Source organism: Pseudomonas shirazica, from assembly GCF_015168335.1.
In the GTDB taxonomy this organism is placed as follows: Bacteria; Pseudomonadota; Gammaproteobacteria; order Pseudomonadales; family Pseudomonadaceae; genus Aquipseudomonas; species Aquipseudomonas asiatica.
Map to the genome: position 1 here is coordinate 30,830 of NZ_CP063457.1, position 15,110 is coordinate 45,939.

General features: G+C 54.2%; 14 protein-coding genes. 9 read left to right on the plus strand and 5 right to left on the minus strand.

The annotated features are described in order from the left end of the window. Window positions 1–106 precede the first annotated feature (106 nt). The 4 genes from IMX18_RS26925 to IMX18_RS26940 form a co-directional block, all read right to left on the minus strand. Entirely contained in the window at window positions 107–556 is a 450-nt protein-coding gene (locus tag IMX18_RS26925) for a type II toxin-antitoxin system PemK/MazF family toxin (RefSeq protein WP_217191167.1), read from the minus strand. Window positions 557–710: 154 nt separating this feature from the next. Continuing rightward, complete coding sequence (locus tag IMX18_RS26930; RefSeq protein ID WP_225903949.1) at window positions 711–968, minus strand: hypothetical protein; 258 nt, start codon at window positions 966–968, stop codon at window positions 711–713. Window positions 969–993: 25 nt separating this feature from the next. Next, window positions 994–2,156, minus strand: a protein-coding gene (locus IMX18_RS26935; RefSeq protein ID WP_096010314.1) for an IS3 family transposase whose coding sequence is annotated in 2 segments (ribosomal slippage) — window positions 994–1,901 and window positions 1,901–2,156 — 1,164 coding nt in all. Because the reading frame shifts where the segments join, the coding sequence is not laid out codon by codon here. Window positions 2,157–2,505: 349 nt separating this feature from the next. Beyond that, window positions 2,506–2,742 carry a hypothetical protein gene (locus IMX18_RS26940; protein ID WP_217191166.1) on the minus strand — a complete coding sequence of 79 codons (237 nt, stop codon included), beginning with the start codon at window positions 2,740–2,742 and terminating at the stop codon, window positions 2,506–2,508. 453 nt (window positions 2,743–3,195) lie between these two features. Between IMX18_RS26940 and sppA the strand changes: the two genes are divergently transcribed. After that, window positions 3,196–4,131 carry a signal peptide peptidase SppA gene (gene sppA / locus IMX18_RS26945; protein WP_217191165.1) on the plus strand — a complete coding sequence of 312 codons (936 nt, stop codon included), beginning with the start codon at window positions 3,196–3,198 and terminating at the stop codon, window positions 4,129–4,131. 77 nt (window positions 4,132–4,208) lie between these two features. Here sppA and IMX18_RS26950 read toward each other — a convergent pair whose 3' ends face one another. Further along, complete coding sequence (locus IMX18_RS26950) at window positions 4,209–4,775, minus strand: hypothetical protein (protein WP_217191164.1); 567 nt, start codon at window positions 4,773–4,775, stop codon at window positions 4,209–4,211. Window positions 4,776–5,025: 250 nt separating this feature from the next. On the opposite strand from IMX18_RS26950, the gene IMX18_RS26955 reads away from it, so the two are divergent. The 8 genes from IMX18_RS26955 (at window position 5,026) to IMX18_RS26990 (ending at window position 15,060) form a co-directional block, all read left to right on the plus strand. Beyond that, window positions 5,026–6,516, plus strand: coding sequence for a DEAD/DEAH box helicase (locus tag IMX18_RS26955; RefSeq protein WP_217191163.1), 1,491 nt, complete (start codon window positions 5,026–5,028; stop codon window positions 6,514–6,516). 339 nt (window positions 6,517–6,855) lie between these two features. Continuing rightward, a complete protein-coding gene (locus IMX18_RS26960) occupies window positions 6,856–8,322 on the plus strand; it encodes a 3'-5' exonuclease (protein ID WP_217191162.1) in 1,467 nt (488 codons plus the stop codon). Beyond that, window positions 8,319–9,122 carry a hypothetical protein gene (locus IMX18_RS26965; protein WP_217191160.1) on the plus strand — a complete coding sequence of 268 codons (804 nt, stop codon included), beginning with the start codon at window positions 8,319–8,321 and terminating at the stop codon, window positions 9,120–9,122. Before IMX18_RS26960 ends, IMX18_RS26965 begins: the two co-directional genes overlap by 4 nt. Window positions 9,123–9,845: 723 nt before the next feature. Beyond that, on the plus strand, window positions 9,846–10,103 hold the full coding sequence (locus IMX18_RS26970; protein WP_217191158.1) for a hypothetical protein: 258 nt from the start codon (window positions 9,846–9,848) through the stop codon (window positions 10,101–10,103). A 366-nt stretch (window positions 10,104–10,469) separates the two neighbouring features. Next, the gene (locus tag IMX18_RS26975; protein WP_217191157.1) at window positions 10,470–10,829 is read left to right on the plus strand and encodes a hypothetical protein; all 360 of its coding nucleotides are present in this window, start codon (window positions 10,470–10,472) and stop codon (window positions 10,827–10,829) included. Between the two features lie 92 nt (window positions 10,830–10,921). Further along, window positions 10,922–11,890: an AAA family ATPase gene (locus tag IMX18_RS26980; protein WP_217191155.1), complete on the plus strand. Its 969-nt coding sequence runs from the start codon at window positions 10,922–10,924 to the stop codon at window positions 11,888–11,890. 76 nt (window positions 11,891–11,966) lie between these two features. Further along, window positions 11,967–13,166: a DUF3150 domain-containing protein gene (locus IMX18_RS26985; protein WP_217191153.1), complete on the plus strand. Its 1,200-nt coding sequence runs from the start codon at window positions 11,967–11,969 to the stop codon at window positions 13,164–13,166. A 79-nt stretch (window positions 13,167–13,245) separates the two neighbouring features. Next, window positions 13,246–15,060 carry a VWA domain-containing protein gene (locus IMX18_RS26990; protein WP_217191151.1) on the plus strand — a complete coding sequence of 605 codons (1,815 nt, stop codon included), beginning with the start codon at window positions 13,246–13,248 and terminating at the stop codon, window positions 15,058–15,060. Window positions 15,061–15,110: the final 50 nt, after the last annotated feature.

Consider the following 15,110-nt stretch of genomic DNA (forward strand, 5'->3'; position numbering starts at 1 on the left):
GGGCTTTGCAGGTCCCTCTAGGGGGATAAAACTCAAGTGCCTCAAGGGCTACGTGGCAAATTCTAGGGCTGATTGACGCCAATGTCAACCTCACTGACTGAAGGGATCACTTGAGCAATGCGGCAGCGTTAACGGCCCGTATCACGGCTGTCTGGATAAGGGCTACTACCTCACGCGAAAGCACCTGTTCCAGGTGGCCACGCATCGCTCTGGGCTTAAAGAGGCGCTGCTTGCTTACCTGCTCCACGAGGTCGGCTTTTGCCCATCTGGTTTGCTGCTTGAAGTAAGGAAGCTCATCAATCAAGTCTTTGCCGAGCTCCACATGCAACCCCCGACCCAGCTTCCCCTGGTCCTTCGTTGTTGATAACGGGACGACAATGCACGCGTTTGGGTCGATCCTCGCATTCAGCACGACTACCAAACGATTCTTGATCATTTCCGGTTTCAGCCGGTAGTCATAGTTTTTGAACACGATGGCACCGTTTTCATCGTACTGATAGTCGCCGTAATTACACTCCAAGATCTGCCCTATCTTGGGTTCAAAATTAATAGCCATCAATCGTCCTTAAAGCTGCATCGCTGCCAGACTGCATGATGCCACAGCGCCACGCATCTGTGCGAAGGAGTGGATTGGCCCGGAGCAGCCAGCAGGGGATACCGGTGGTGAGTCCGTATAACCGGCGAAACGAGCTATGCGATAGGTGCAGTTCTCAAAATGCCAGCTCTTGTTGGCGGTCAGCGTAGCCGCACCAGCGGGCGAAGCAGTCCGGATTTCCGACCTCTCTCTGTATGTTATCGACATAGCCGTGGGTGCGCGCGTCACGTATCAGCTCTGCGATGACTTCGGGACTGTCACCCATCTCGAAGCAGGTATCAAAAGTACGCTCGCCCAGTCCTTCATACCCAAGATCCCACAACTGGTAGCTCGTGATGTCATGCACGAGATTGTGTCGATAGGCCAGCTGCACGAAGCGTACACGGGCTTTGTAGTGGTCAACTAATCCCGGACACAGTTTTGAGTTTTTCCTCAGCTTTGGCCGGAGCCAGCCCATCGTTGAACTGATGGGGTCTTATCCAGTTGTAATGATCCATCAGGTACTGGCTAATATCTCGCTGAGCTTGCTGTCCGGTCAGGTAGCCCGTGACCGGCATCCACTCTGTTTTCAAGCTGCGAAACACCCGCTCCATCGGCGCATTATCCCAGCAGTTGCCTCGGCGGCTCATGCTCTGGCGCATGCGGTAGCGCCACAACCGCTGGCGGAACTGACGGCTACCATATTGCGATCCCTGATCGGAGTGAAATAGCAGCCCATGGGGCTTTCCACGTTGTTCGTACGCTACGTCCAGCGCCCTGATGACCAAATCTGCATCCGGTCTTTCTGACAAAGCCCAGCCCACCACGCGCCGCGCATAGAGATCGAGGACAACCGCCAGATAGTGCCATTTACCCTGCGCCCAAATGTAGGTGATGTCGCCACACCAGACCTGATTTGGCGCGTCGACATCAAACGCTCGGTTCAACACATTCGGAATGTCCGGCCGCTCCACCGTTGCTTTCTTGTAAGCGTGTGACCCTGGCTGTTTGCTGACCAGCGACAGCTCACGCATCAGGCTGCGCACCTTGAATCGTCCGATTTTCTCACCTTCATCTTGCAGCATTGACTTGATGCTGCGGCTGCCGGGTGCACCTCGACTTCGTGTGAATAGCTCATTCACTCGACTGCGCAACTTCAGGCGCTCAACGTCAGGCGTCCGCCTTTTGTGGCGATGCGCGTAATAAGTTGAGCGAGTGATTTCAAACACTTCGCACAGGAAATCAACGGGTTCATGGGCGCTAAGCTGACGAATCAGCGTATGCGCTCGAGATCTTCCGACATCAAGAGCGCGGTAGCCTTTTTTAGTATCGACTTCTCGCGCTCCAGGCGCGTGATCCGTGCTTCCAGCTCCTGGATCTTTTGCTGCTCTGGGGTCAACGCTTTGCTCGCCGGCGTGATGCCGCCGCGCTCCTGCTGAAGCTGGTTAACCCAACGGCGTAGGGCTGACTCGACCAAGCCGAGCGAGCGGGCGGCTTCGGCGTGGCTGTAGCCTTGGTCAAGCACCAGGCAGGCAGCTTCCCGCTTGAATTCAGGAGTAAAGGTACGACGTTGCTTGGTCATCAGACACCTCTCTGTGGCGAGCATTGTCGCCTAAATGGGTGTCCGGTTTCATTAGACCACTACACTTTGAAGCCCGAAGCGGTTGAAAAGCCTACCTTGTCGCGTAGACCAAACAGTTCGTTGATGGTGGCGGTGGCGTAAGACATAAGGCGATCCGAGTTGTCGAGGAGATGCCAACAGGCTACGTCAGGAGCTGGAAATCCCAACCAGACTCAATGAGTCACCGAAGGGCCGACGCCAAACGGCGGCATGATTAGGATTCCATAGACAGAAGGGGATCGATGCGGCGGGTACCTTACTGATTGAGCACGGAGGCTGGAATGGTCGCCTAAGTTCTATGGGTCGCCGTTTAGAGGCTCTTCAACACACCCCAGTGAACTGGGCGGCGATCCGCCTTTTCCAGGGCCTCCGCTGCCAACGAGGCTTGCTCCCGCGAACTCCACACGCTGTCGGAGCAACGCTCAACTCCGTGCTCAAGGTCTCTGAAAATCAGGTCAAAGGTCGGAGCCTCATACTGGTCAGAGATATCCCGCACCACAAAGCGCTTGAACTCGAGGTTATGTGTCACGGCGGATGTGGCGCTCATGAGCATCCAGCCTTCAGGAAGGCCTGGGATGGGGGATTCAGGGAAGCTTCCAACTGCTTTACCGAATGACCAGGGGGTGGCCCATTCGATGCCGACTCGGCGCACTCTGGTTGGGAGATGGACGTTGCAATGTGCCAGCGACCAATCTCAATTCCAAGCTCAAGCCTGGCCTCTTGTGAGAGCCCTTGCATAGCGTCCTCAACAGCTAATTCGAGCTTGGCTTTCAGCCGAGAAATGGCTTGCGGTGAGCCAATAACGCCAATGACAAGGTTGAGGGTAAGTCCAGCCCGATTCCGAGCTTGGGGCGTGCCGACCTGCATAAATGGTTCTCCATATAAGTGATCCGCCTCCTTTTCTCACGACCGCAGAAAATCCCAAGTCCCCCTTGCCTGTTCTGGATTCCTTCTCCGCAGTGTTTAATAGTCGTGGTTGAATTTTTTTGATGGACATCCCATGAATCAAAGCCTTGAAGTCTTGGAGCGAACGCTGCAAGCAAGCATCAAAGAGCAGCGTGCAGCGCGTCGCTGGAAGAATTTTTTCCGTCTCGCAACTCTCGGGATCGTCGTGACAGCTTTTGTGGCGGGCGGACGGGCCGACTTTGAAGGCGTCGGCGCCGATGTGCCGATAACAGCGAAAATCAAGGTGCGGGGGGTGATTGCGGATGGGGAGGAAGCTAGCGCTGAGAACCTAAAGCGTAGCCTCGGCAAGGCCTTTGACAATGAGAATACGAAGGCTGTGATTCTGGAGATCAACAGCCCAGGTGGAAGTCCCGTACAAGCAGGCCACGTTTACGATGAAGTTCGTCGCTTGCGTGCGCTGCATCCAGGCACGAAGGTGTATGCCGTCATTACAGATTTGGGTGCCTCCGGTGGCTACTACATCGCCAGCGCAGCGGATGAGATTTTTGCGGATAAGGCAAGCCTGGTCGGATCGATCGGTGTCACCGCGGCGAGCTTCGGTTACGTCGAGCTCATGCAAAAGCTCGGGGTTGAACGCCGCGCCTATACCTCCGGCGAACACAAAGCTTTCCTGGATCAATTCCAGCCCCAGAATCCAGAGGAAAGGAAATTCTGGGAAGGAGTTCTTAAAACCACCCACCACCAGTTCATTCGCTCCGTAGAGGCCGGTCGTGGAGATCGACTGAAAGCCAAGGAGAATCCCGACCTGTATTCGGGGCTGATATGGACTGGTGAACAAGCGGTAGGACTGGGGCTGGTTGATCACCTGGGTGATTCTGATTACGTGGCTCGTGAAGTAGTAGGTGTGAGCAAGATCGTTGACTTCACTCGTAAACAGAATGCTGTGGATCGCTTTGCAAGCAAGATCGGCGCTTCCGTTGCCGAACACTTCTCATTGCGGCTTGGATTCGACGGCCTGACCTTGCGTTAAAGCGCCATAGGTACCTGGCCCAGGCTATTGCACGATCTGCCCCGTCCCGAATGGACGGGGCATGAAGGGGATAGCCTCTACGCCTTGCCTTGGTCGGGATAGTAAGGCGTTTCGTGGGGGTGTTTCGACAAATGGGCGTTGAGCACTTGCTTGCTGAAGTCGGTCAGGGTTTCAGGAGCGAGAACGGAACCGGTGATTGCTGCGGCCGGGCGGAAAATTCTATTGCCGGAAGCCGTGAGCCAATCGAAAACCATGAAGTGCTGGTGCGCTCCAGTTTTGAGAGGCGGTAGGGCTTGCCAGGTCATAGTGGAACTGGCGTATAGCGACAGCGCTGAGATGACGGTTTGTGACTCCCCCGAATTACGGCTCTGCTCAGGCAGATCGTCATAGGCGTTGAGGGTTGCGCCGAGAACATCGTGTGGCTGAAGCCCTGCAAGAGTCTTCAGATTTTCGCTACTCTGCATCGCTCGATAGCCATCCAAGGTCAATTGGCCAACGAGTCGGGGACCAGCCACCAAGTTGTAAGAGTAAAGCCAGAATCCAACGGCATTTTGTGCTTCAGCTGCATCGCAATCGATAACCCAGCTTGCCTCGCGCAGCGACTCAGCGAACTTGCGAGCACGCGCCTTTCCTGCATCATCCATCAACCACTCCTATCTTCAGCGACGACGCCTGTGCGATAGCTCAGGCAATGTTGAGCACAGTCGCACGCTGGACGAAAAACCCAAGTCAAGGGGCGAGCATTAGGATGAGCTTGTATGAGGGCCTGGGGAAAAAATATTTGCTCGATCAGGCTAGGTTCAATTTGCTTCTCTCTCCCACGAATCAGCACCTTGCTTGGGTTATTCAGAACCGATGGTTTTCTACCTGTAGTTCGTACAGCGAGAAACCTCGATGCAGCTTCGACCCTACCAACAACAACAGGATTTTGAACTCCGCAAGGGCATAAGGCTCGGCGCGATCATTCAAATGCTGATGAGTCCTACAGGCTCCGGTAAGACAGAGGTAGCCAAGCACATCATTGCCGGTGCACAGGCGAAGAACCGGAGGGCCTGGTTCATCGTCGACAGCGTGAAGCTGCTCGATCAGACACTTGAGCGGTTCTACAAAGATGGGTTGGTCGCAGGTGCAATTCAGTCAGACCATCCCTGCACTGACTACCGGAAGCCCATCCAAGTCGCAACGATTCAAAGCTTGCGACCGCGGCTCGACTACATGCTCAACCATCACAAGCCTCACCTTGTTCTCATTGACGAAGCGCATGTCATCCATGAAGCCCATATTGAGCTCATCACTTGGTGCCGGCGAAACAAGGTGCCTGTAATCGGGCTCAGTGCTACCCCGTGGCGGCGAGGCCTGGGGCGCATTTTTGACAGGCTGATTAACTGCATCTCTCTTTCGGAGCTGACGGACCAAGGCTTTCTTGTACCTACCCAGTGCTACGCGCCCTCCGTGCCTTCGCTAAAGGGGGTGAGCACGAAGCCGAATGGTGACTGGATCGAGGATGAGCTTGCCACGGTCATGGGTGACGCCAAGCTGCTTGGTGACGTGGTAACGCACTGGAAAGAACTGGGTGAAAATCGCAAAACAATGGTTTTCGCCTGCAATGTCCAGCATTCCAAGAAGCTCGCTGCTGAGTTTCAAAAAGCAGGGGTTGCCGCTGCACATATCGATGGCTACATGCTGGCCCACGAGACTGAGGAAATCTTGCGCCAGTACAAGGCAGGCAGGATCAAGGTATTGGTCTCAGTGGCTATGCTGATCAAGGGTTTTGATGATCCTTCAACCAGCTGCCTTGTGATAGCACGGCCAACAAAGTCCCTGATGCTCCACTATCAGATGATTGGACGTGGCCTCAGACTCTCGCCTGAAACAGGAAAAATCGACTGCATTATCATCGACCACTCTGGAAACCTCCTGCTAAACGGGAAGCCGACCGACGAGGTGCCCGATGCCATGGACAACGGTGAAGGTGAGCGACTGGATCGCCGCCCGCAGGACAAAGGCGACCAAGAGAAGAAAACCAAGCCATGTCCGACGTGCAGCTTTGTGTTCAGCGGGTTGCTCTGCCCGAAGTGTGGCAATGAGATTGTGATTCCGGATGGAGTGGCGGTGGCCACCGGCAAATTGGTGAAGCTTGACGATCGACGCAAAGTGCTCGGCCCGACCAGTAAACAGCATACGTTCTGTGAGCTGCTTGGGTACGCCCGTGAGAATGGAAAGAAAGACGGGTGGGCTCAGTTCGCATACCAGGCATACATGAAAGAGCTGCCAGATCGCGCATGGATCGGTACCGTGCCCCCCAAACCACCGAGTGAAGCCATGAAAAGCTGGGTAAAGGGGTACAACGTCCGTCGCGCCAAAAGCAAACGCCGATTCGGGTGAGCCGGCGGCTTGGGACTGAGCTGAACCTTGGCTGCTTTAGTTGTGATTAAGGTCGCATCAACCTGTAACCCTCAGCCGCCCCAGCCTAGGGCGGCGTCTGCGTAATTCGGACCAAAAATTTGCCCGAAACCAGACCCTTCCGCGCACTGTGCATGAAACGATCTCCTCACCTAAGGAGATCCACATGCCCAGCAAAAAAAATCCTTCCGCGATATGCCGATCCCTTCGCATTGACTACATTGCCTGCATCGGCGCGCACCCCATAATTTCGCTCTGGTGCTCACCGGCTCTGAGTTTCTACAGCCGCAAATGCGCAGAAAACACAATGGAGTCGACCCAATGAAGTCGACCGCAGAACAGCTCCCAATTATCGAGTACCAGGGCGATCACCTAGTGGTAAAGGCCTACGCAGGGTGTGGCAAGACGACCACGCTCGTCGCCTATGCCAACCATCACAGCCACTTGCGCATGCTCTATCTAGCGTACAACCGCGCGATTCGAGACGAAGGAGCGGAGAAATTCCCAAAAAACGTGGTGTGTAAGACATCCCACCAGTTGGCCTGGCCGCAGTTTGGCCGCCACTATCAGCACAAGCTTGGAAATATTCGTCTCACGGATGCTGCCGGGCTTCTCAAAACCCGTAAATGGGGGGACGTTCGTGACGCAATCGCCGTGCTCAATGCTTACCTTTCGAGCGCTGACCCAGAAATATGTGAGGCACATTATTTTGCAGCATTCAGTGAGGAAGAGCTCGCTGAGCACGGTGCGGATCACATGGACCGGATCATTGCTTATGCTCAGACTCTTTGGGAAGAGATGATCGATACCAAGAGTAAATTTCCCTGTCAGCATGACGCATACCTGAAGCTCTACCAGCTCAGTAATCCCCAAATGCCTTATGACGTGATCCTTTTCGACGAGGCGCAGGACAGTAACCCAGTAACCGCCTCTTTGGTCGCGGGTCAAAAGGCGAGGAAGATTTTTGTCGGAGACAAATGGCAGCAGATCTACCGCTGGCGCGGGGCTGAAAACGCGCTTGATACGCAGATTGTGCAAGGCGCTGCGTCGATGTTTTTAACAAACTCATTCCGTTTCGGCCCGATGATTGCCGGCGTTGCCAATGCGATCCTCAAGCAGCAAGGGGAAACACGTCCCCTGGTCGGGTTTGGTGCCCGCGACAAAGTCACGACATCGCTGCCTGCTGGATGTAACCACTACACTGTGCTCAATCGCACAGTGATTGGCGTAATTATGACTGCCATTGATGCGGTTTCTGATGGTCAAGTTGTCTACTGGAACGGAGGCATTGAGGCATACCAAATTTCCGACCTCGAGGATGTCTACCACCTAAAGGTTGGCCGCAAGGATGAGATCCGCAACAAACGTCTTTTCGGACAGTTCAGCGACTTTGATGGTTTTGCCGAAGCGGCAGAGGAGTCGAAGGATCCTGAGATGAATCGGATGCTCCGGGTACTCAAAGAGCACAACGACATACCCAAGTTGATCTCTGCTCTCCGTCGCAACTCGACAGACGACCCCCTAGAAGCAGATGTGATTGTGAGCACGTGCCACCGCTCGAAGGGTTTGGAATGGGATGTGGTCGTGCTGGAAGAAGATTTCCCAGATATCTACGACGAAGAGAAGATCACTCCTGATCAGCGAGTCGATGAGTTGAATTTGCTCTATGTGGCAGCCACAAGGGCGAAGAAAGTGTTGGTCATTAACAGCATCACTCAGGTGGTGATTCAGAAAAGTCACGCTGAGGCTAAGCGGGAGATGAAAGAAGCTGGAGAGCGGCGCGCATGATCTACCTTTATCTCGCTCTTTTGATCGTGCCGGCCGGCGCGATCTTCGTCTGGGGAAAGCTGGTGTCACAGTTTTCGGTGAAGACGTGGATCGTCTATCGGAACACAGGAATCATCGGCGGGCCAGTACATGAGATCGCGCACGCGATTGCATGCCTGCTCTTCGGCCTGAGAATCAGAAAGCTTGCCCTATACGCACCTAATGCGATCACCGGGCAGCTGGGCTACGTCGAATTCTCCTATAACCCGTTTTCTCTGCGTCACTCGCTTGGCCTCCTTGTTCAGGGCATTGCCCCTTTGTTAGCCGGGGGAGCGATAGCCGTTATCACCCTTGGCACATCGCTCGAGCAGAGCCTTCCCGACCAGGGATTGGTGCCTTTGGTTCTCTGGATCGGCGATGTGGCCACCGGATCTGTAACCGCGATTATCGACTTAGCGACCGGCTCTGTGCCGGGGTTTGGGTTGGCGATTCTTGTCTTGGTTATCTCAATGCACTCTATCCCAAGCCCTGCCGATATCGCGCTGGGACTCAAGGGCTTCGCTATCATCTCGGTCGCTTTCGGGGGGGTGGTCTTGTTGCTTCAGATGATCCCATTCCAGGGGGAAGGCGTTGCAATGAAGTTAATTACCAAGGCTACGGATTATGTGGCGCATTATCTCGAAATCGGGATGTGGCATGCGCTCCACGGAGCGGTAGCGGTGGTCACTTTATCTGTGATTGCGAGCGCATTGCTGATCCTGCTCCCAGCATTCTTTTTCCATCTCAAATCCTTTTGGAATGGTGCTCGCGGCCAGGTATGAGTAGCCGGTTCGCAGCCCGGTGGTGCTTCAAGTAGTGAAACGGGGGGGTATTGCGGAGCTCCAGTACTCTCAGGAGCCCGGCCATGTCGGCTGACAAGCCCCCGTTCGAGCCGTTTCACTACGAGCTTCGATGCGCCGGCCTGGGCGTCGGAATACCACTGGGGCAATGGCGACAATCCAGATTCAGCCGTGCCGACCAGCCGGTTAGTAGACATGATAGGCAGAATTGCCTAATCTGCTTACTAGGCAATTTTGCCTATTAAGGTTTGGTGACGGTACGTGGATAATCGCACACGTTTTAAGCATTTACTCGATACATATGGCATAACACAAGCCAAGAGCGCCGAGTTGATAGGCGCAGTGACTGGCCGGCCTTGTGCTGTCCGTACCGTGCGCTCATGGTTAAACGACCCAGAAAAGGCCAGTTCCAGCCCGTGCCCGGATTGGTCTGTGAAGGCGCTTGAAAAGGCTATCACATACATGCAGCGTGCCTTGGCGCAACGCGCGGAGATTTCAGGGAATGAAGAGCCATGACTGGCAGCGCACCGTTGGTGCTGTATGTGTACCACTGCACGAAATGCGGAGACGAAGGCCAGGTTCACTTGGAAGAGAGCGCGCTTGAGGTAACTACTGCCTGCTCCGTCTGTGGGGCTGAGGTCATAGCCGAGTGGGACGGCGGGGTTGTCCTGAGGATCAACCGTTCGAATGACGGAAAACAGTCCGATGAGTGAACCGAAGTCTCAGGATGTCATGATTAACGCTCAGGAGCTGGAGGAGCTGCGCCAGGCTGCGCAGCGATATCGTTGGTTACGCGAGCGTGCTGTACGCATCCAGGGGAGTGAAGTTTGGTACGCCGGCAGTGCTTTGGACTATCGCATCGATGTGGGACGGCATCACCTGGCGATCCAGGGTGAACAGGTTGTAGAGCCCACTGCTTTGCCCCCGATACCTCAGCCCAAGTCTATACAGAGGCTGGAATGACCGTGAAAATCATTCCGCTTCGTCCTGATAGGGCCTGACGATTAGCCGGTGGATGACCGCAAATTTGCGTGATTGCAGAGGGTTGCAGGCATCCTTGTAAATAGGCATGATGGCCTTACCGAAAGGTGCGTAAGCTGCGCGCTATTTGCAGCTCAAGAATCCACACAGTCCCGATCGGGAGTGTTCAAGTAAGCATAAGCCCATCTGGTCTATGCTACCCCCCAGAATCAACCATCCACGCATGAGCGTAGATGTTTGTCCGTGCTCAGCACGGGTCGTTAGCTGCGACTCTAATCAGCTTAAAAACTAACCCATGCGGGGAAACCCGTATGGGATTTCTCCGCTCTGAAATCTGGAGTTGAGAATATGAGCAATAACAACGAAGTTGTTAATCTGACTAAGTTTAAAACCACCCGTGAACTCGAAGCCTTCGGGGTTCGTGATCTTACGAGTTGGAAGGAGTTTCAGGAGATTCGGAGTCTCCTTTTCTTCCCGGTCTTGCCAACTAAGGACAGTGTTGCAAAGCGCGTTGAGCGACTTGCGGAAATTGCCCTTGCTGAAGCAAAAAAATCTGGCACAACTACCGTACTGGTAAGTTGCCCGCCATGGATGATGCATTCGCTGTGTTCCGAGCTGGTTTATCACGGGCTCACACCAGTTGTAAGTTTCACCAAGAAAACCAGTGAAGACAGCTTGTCTGTGATTGATCTGGTAGTTGCTGCGTAAAGCTGCAAAAAACAACGCCCACTTGGGGAGTCTTCCCCAATGGGGATTCTCCTTTTTCCAGGGCAACTGCTTTCGAGAACGGAGAATATAAAATGCAATTCAATACAAAAGTTGAGATGAAAGAGTTCGGCTTCAATACCAACGCGCAAGCGCCAGGTTTTGCAGAGGGACATCAGTGGATGCATCACGTCGCGCCGAAGAAGAAGTATTTCTTTCGCGAGATGCTGGTCAAGCCTTTCATGAGTTGGCTCTACGCTCCGTTTGGGGATAGCTGCATGCTCCTGGGGCCTACTGGATCGGGTAAGTCTTCGCTCGTAGAGCAAGTCACTGCCCAGCTTAACTGGCCCTGCATTACCGTTTCGGCGCATAGCCGCATGGAGATGCCGGAGCTTACAGGTTACAACCTGCCTGTTACTGATCCGGTGAGCGGCGATCTGAACACGAAGTTTGTGGATGGACCGCTGACTCAAGCTATGCGTAATGGGTTTGTCTTCGTGCTTGATGAGTACGATACGCTTGATCCGGCAGTAACTGTGGGTCTTCATGCCGTCATGGAGGGGAGACCCTTGGTGATTGCGGAGAACAATGGTGAGGTTGTGAAGCCTCATGCCAACTTCCGGTTTGTCGCTTGCGGCAATACAGCAGGGCAGGGGGATGCATCAGGAGTTCATGCTGGCACCATGCAGCAGAACCTGGCATCGCTCGATCGCTTCAGAGTTTTTGAAGTCCCATACCTTGAGGCTGAGAACGAAGTAGCAACGTTGATCTCTGCTCTGCCTATGCTTCCTGAAGATATGGCGAAAAACATGGTGAAGGTTGCGAACTCCATTCGTAATCAACATCAAGGGTTAGGTGGTAATTACCTAAGCGTAACGATGTCTACTCGGACATTGCTTCGCTGGGGGCGCATTTCTTGTGGATACACTCACCAGGGTGCAGCTAATCCGCTTCAACTTGCGCTGGACGAATCGCTGCTCAATCGCTGCGATACAGTACAGAGGACAGCAATTCGTAAGATCGCCGAGAGTGTCTTTGGTGGCGATTGGAAAGTTGCAATGTAAAAACCCTAAGGGGGAATCTTCCCCTCCGGGCGCGATTCCCCCTTTTTTCATGCATGTGAGAAAGGAGAATCGTGAAATGTCCATTCAACAGAATGAGATCAAAATCCTAGACCAACTACTGTTGGTTGACCTTTCCGGGATCCATTTGTGGACTGCGCGGAAAAAACTTAAACCTGAAATGCTGGAGGGGAAAATTCCTCCTGCTATTTTGGCTTCACTCGGCTCGATGCGTGTAATCGACCCTGAGAAGCTGAAACCGTTTGAGAAGATCAAGCGGCAGGCTACAAAGGTGGTTGAGGAGTGTGGTGTGCGGTTCCTGGGTGGTTATGCAGTTTCCCAGGATAAGATTCAGGAGGTTGTCGATCGCCTGGAAGCGCTCAAATCACAGTTCTACGACCTGAAGAACAACTTCCTCCCTAACTACGAACGCTGGATTACTGAGTGGATCGAAAAGGGATGGGAGAAGCAAGAATGGCGTGATGCGATCCGAACCTCGGTGACACCAAAGGCGCAAGTCGATGCGGGTATGCATTTTGGGTACGCGGCATGCCGTGTTTCGCCTGATGGCGACAAGCACCTCTCTAACACGCTGGGTACGCAGGTCCGTGGTTTGTCAGATCAGCTGTACGCTGAGACGGCAGATACAGCCGAGCGCTTGCTTGAAACAGGCTTGGCCACTCGTGGCCATGTCACACAAACGACGCTGAACACTGTTCGGAAGATCAACGCCAAGCTTCGCGGCCTGATGTTCCTGTCCAGTGAGGTCAAAGCCCTAACCGAACACATTGAGGAAGTCCTTGCGGCTCTCCCCAAGTCCGGGGTGGTTAATGGCTCTCAGTACAACAGCGTTGTAGCCCTTGTATCGGCCCTCTCTGATGAGGACTCGATCAAGCGGCTGATCAAGAACCTGAACATTGCCAACGGTATTGAAGATGCATCGTTAGCCTTTGTTCCAGCAATGCCTTCAGTCGAAACCCCGGCCCAGGCCAGTGTTGAAACTGGGGCTTCAACAGCAACTGAAATCGTGGCTATGGCTGAGAGTGTCGCTGCTGTTGCTGCACCTGATGCTGATGTGCCCGTAGGTGCTGTGATGATGTTCGAGGAGGGGCTGAGCGCAAGCTTAGGAACCCCGAGTTGTAACGACAGCATCAACGAAGTTCCACCAACATCTGAAGTGGTTGAACCAGTCGAATCTGTTCCAGCGGATCAGTCTGAAGACACCCTCGTAATCAATCCATCCGAACCCGATATGCCTTTCGGCACCTTCTGGTTCTGACATCAAAAACAAACCCCGCGTGGGAGTAATCCTCCTCGCGGGGTTACTCCTTTTCGCGGTGGCGAGAAAGGAGAAAACGATGAGCAATCAGTCCCTGGTCGGCACTCTGCCGATCTACGCACAACACCTTGCCGAGCTTACTGGCGTCAAAGTGCATGTCGAGGGAATCCAGGCTAAGACAGATGGAAGAAACGTATTCGTCCCCTTCACTGAGGACGATTTGCCGCTGTCCTTCGGGTACATCGCACATGAATGCTCCCATGTCCGTAACACAGACATGCGCTGCTTTCGTGACTCGAGCACAACACCCTTCCGCAAGAATCTGCTGAACATTCTTGAGGACATCCGCATTGAACGATTGAGCATGGATCAGTACCCAGGTACTGAGTCGGACATTCGTTACCTGAACCGTAAGGTTCTGCTTGAGCCGTTCCGGCCCGAGCAGGTGGAGGACTGCCCGGCGCTTCATGTGATTCACAACGGAATTCTCTATGGCGGTTACTGGTTACTCCAGGAGCCGCAGCTTGAGGTTCCAGCAAAAGCCTATCTGGCCCGTATGGAGGCCCTTCTTGGGGCTAACCTAAGGGATCAGATCCTGACCCTGGTGAAGAAAACTCTGACGTGCGAGAGCACAACAGATGTTCTCGCTCTGGTGGACGCGATTATCGACCTGCTGCCTTCACAAGAGGATGAGCAGGAAGATGAGCAACCGCAGCCTGAGCAAGGCTCGGGGGAGGCTCCACAGGACTCGCAAGAGTCGGGTGTGGGCGATCAGCAGCAGGAGCAGAAGCAAGACGGTAATGCGAGTGCAGGTGATGAAGGCAAAGAGGAGGGGCAACCTGAATCCAAGCAGCAATCGTCTAATGGAGGCCAGTCCGGCTCCGAGCCGCAAGACCACTCCCAGCCAAGTAGCGGCAGCAATGCCGGCGACGATGGGCAAGAAACCTCGCAGTCCACGAATGGCAGCGGCAAACCTTCACTAGAAGCCAGCAACCTGCGCGAGCAGGCCAAGGATGCAACCGAGGCAGACCTCAGAGGTTTGGTCTCGGAAGTAGGCGACAAGGCGGGAGAGATGCTAGGCCGTAAGGCAGTGCGCGAAAGTATTCCGCTCCGCCCATTCTCTTTGGATGGGAGAGGGAGGAATCGATCGGATCAAGCGAGCGTCCGCCGTGTGCAACTGGGTATCGAGCAATCGGCCGGTCTGCGACAGTGCCTTAACGGGTTGTTACAGGCGCAGGTTGATTGCCGTGTTCGGCTGAAGCGGCAGGGCAAACGGATCGACACTGGTCGCATAGCCATGATGAAAAGCGGCGAAACGAGGGTGTTTAGAAGTAAGTCTCGTGCAGAGCGTCAGTCTGCATCAATCCAGATCCTCCTCGACAAGTCGGGGAGTATGAAGTCTGCGATCGACCAGGCTGAAGCCGCGGTGTATGCGGTGCTAAGCGCGCTGGAGGGACTTCCGCTGGTGACAACCGGCGCGATGTCATTTCCCAACAAGGCGAACGATGGAGTTGAGCGCTGCGCATTGATCAAGAGTCCTAAGGAGCGATTGATCAGAGCTGTAAGCGAAGGTGGCTTTGGTGCGATGTCTGAGGGCAATACGCCTCTTGCACAAGCGCTGTGGCCGGCTGCTGTTGAAGTTCTTCGTGCGAAGGGAGAGAAGAAGATTCTTTTCGTCATAACGGATGGGGAACCAAACGCGGGAACCACTCATGCAGCGAAAGAGTTTATTCAGCGGTGTGAGGTCAGCGGCATCGAAGTGATTGGGCTTGGTTTCGGAAGTGCTAATGAGCAAATCCTGAAAGCATTGTTCAGCCAATACTGTGCTGTTGGGGAGGTAGCGAATCTCAAGAACTCGCTCTTTGAGCTGGTTCGCGAAGCATTAGCCGCCTGACAATTAACCATTCAACCCACTAGGGGCTTTCCCTAGTGGGAGGCCTCTGT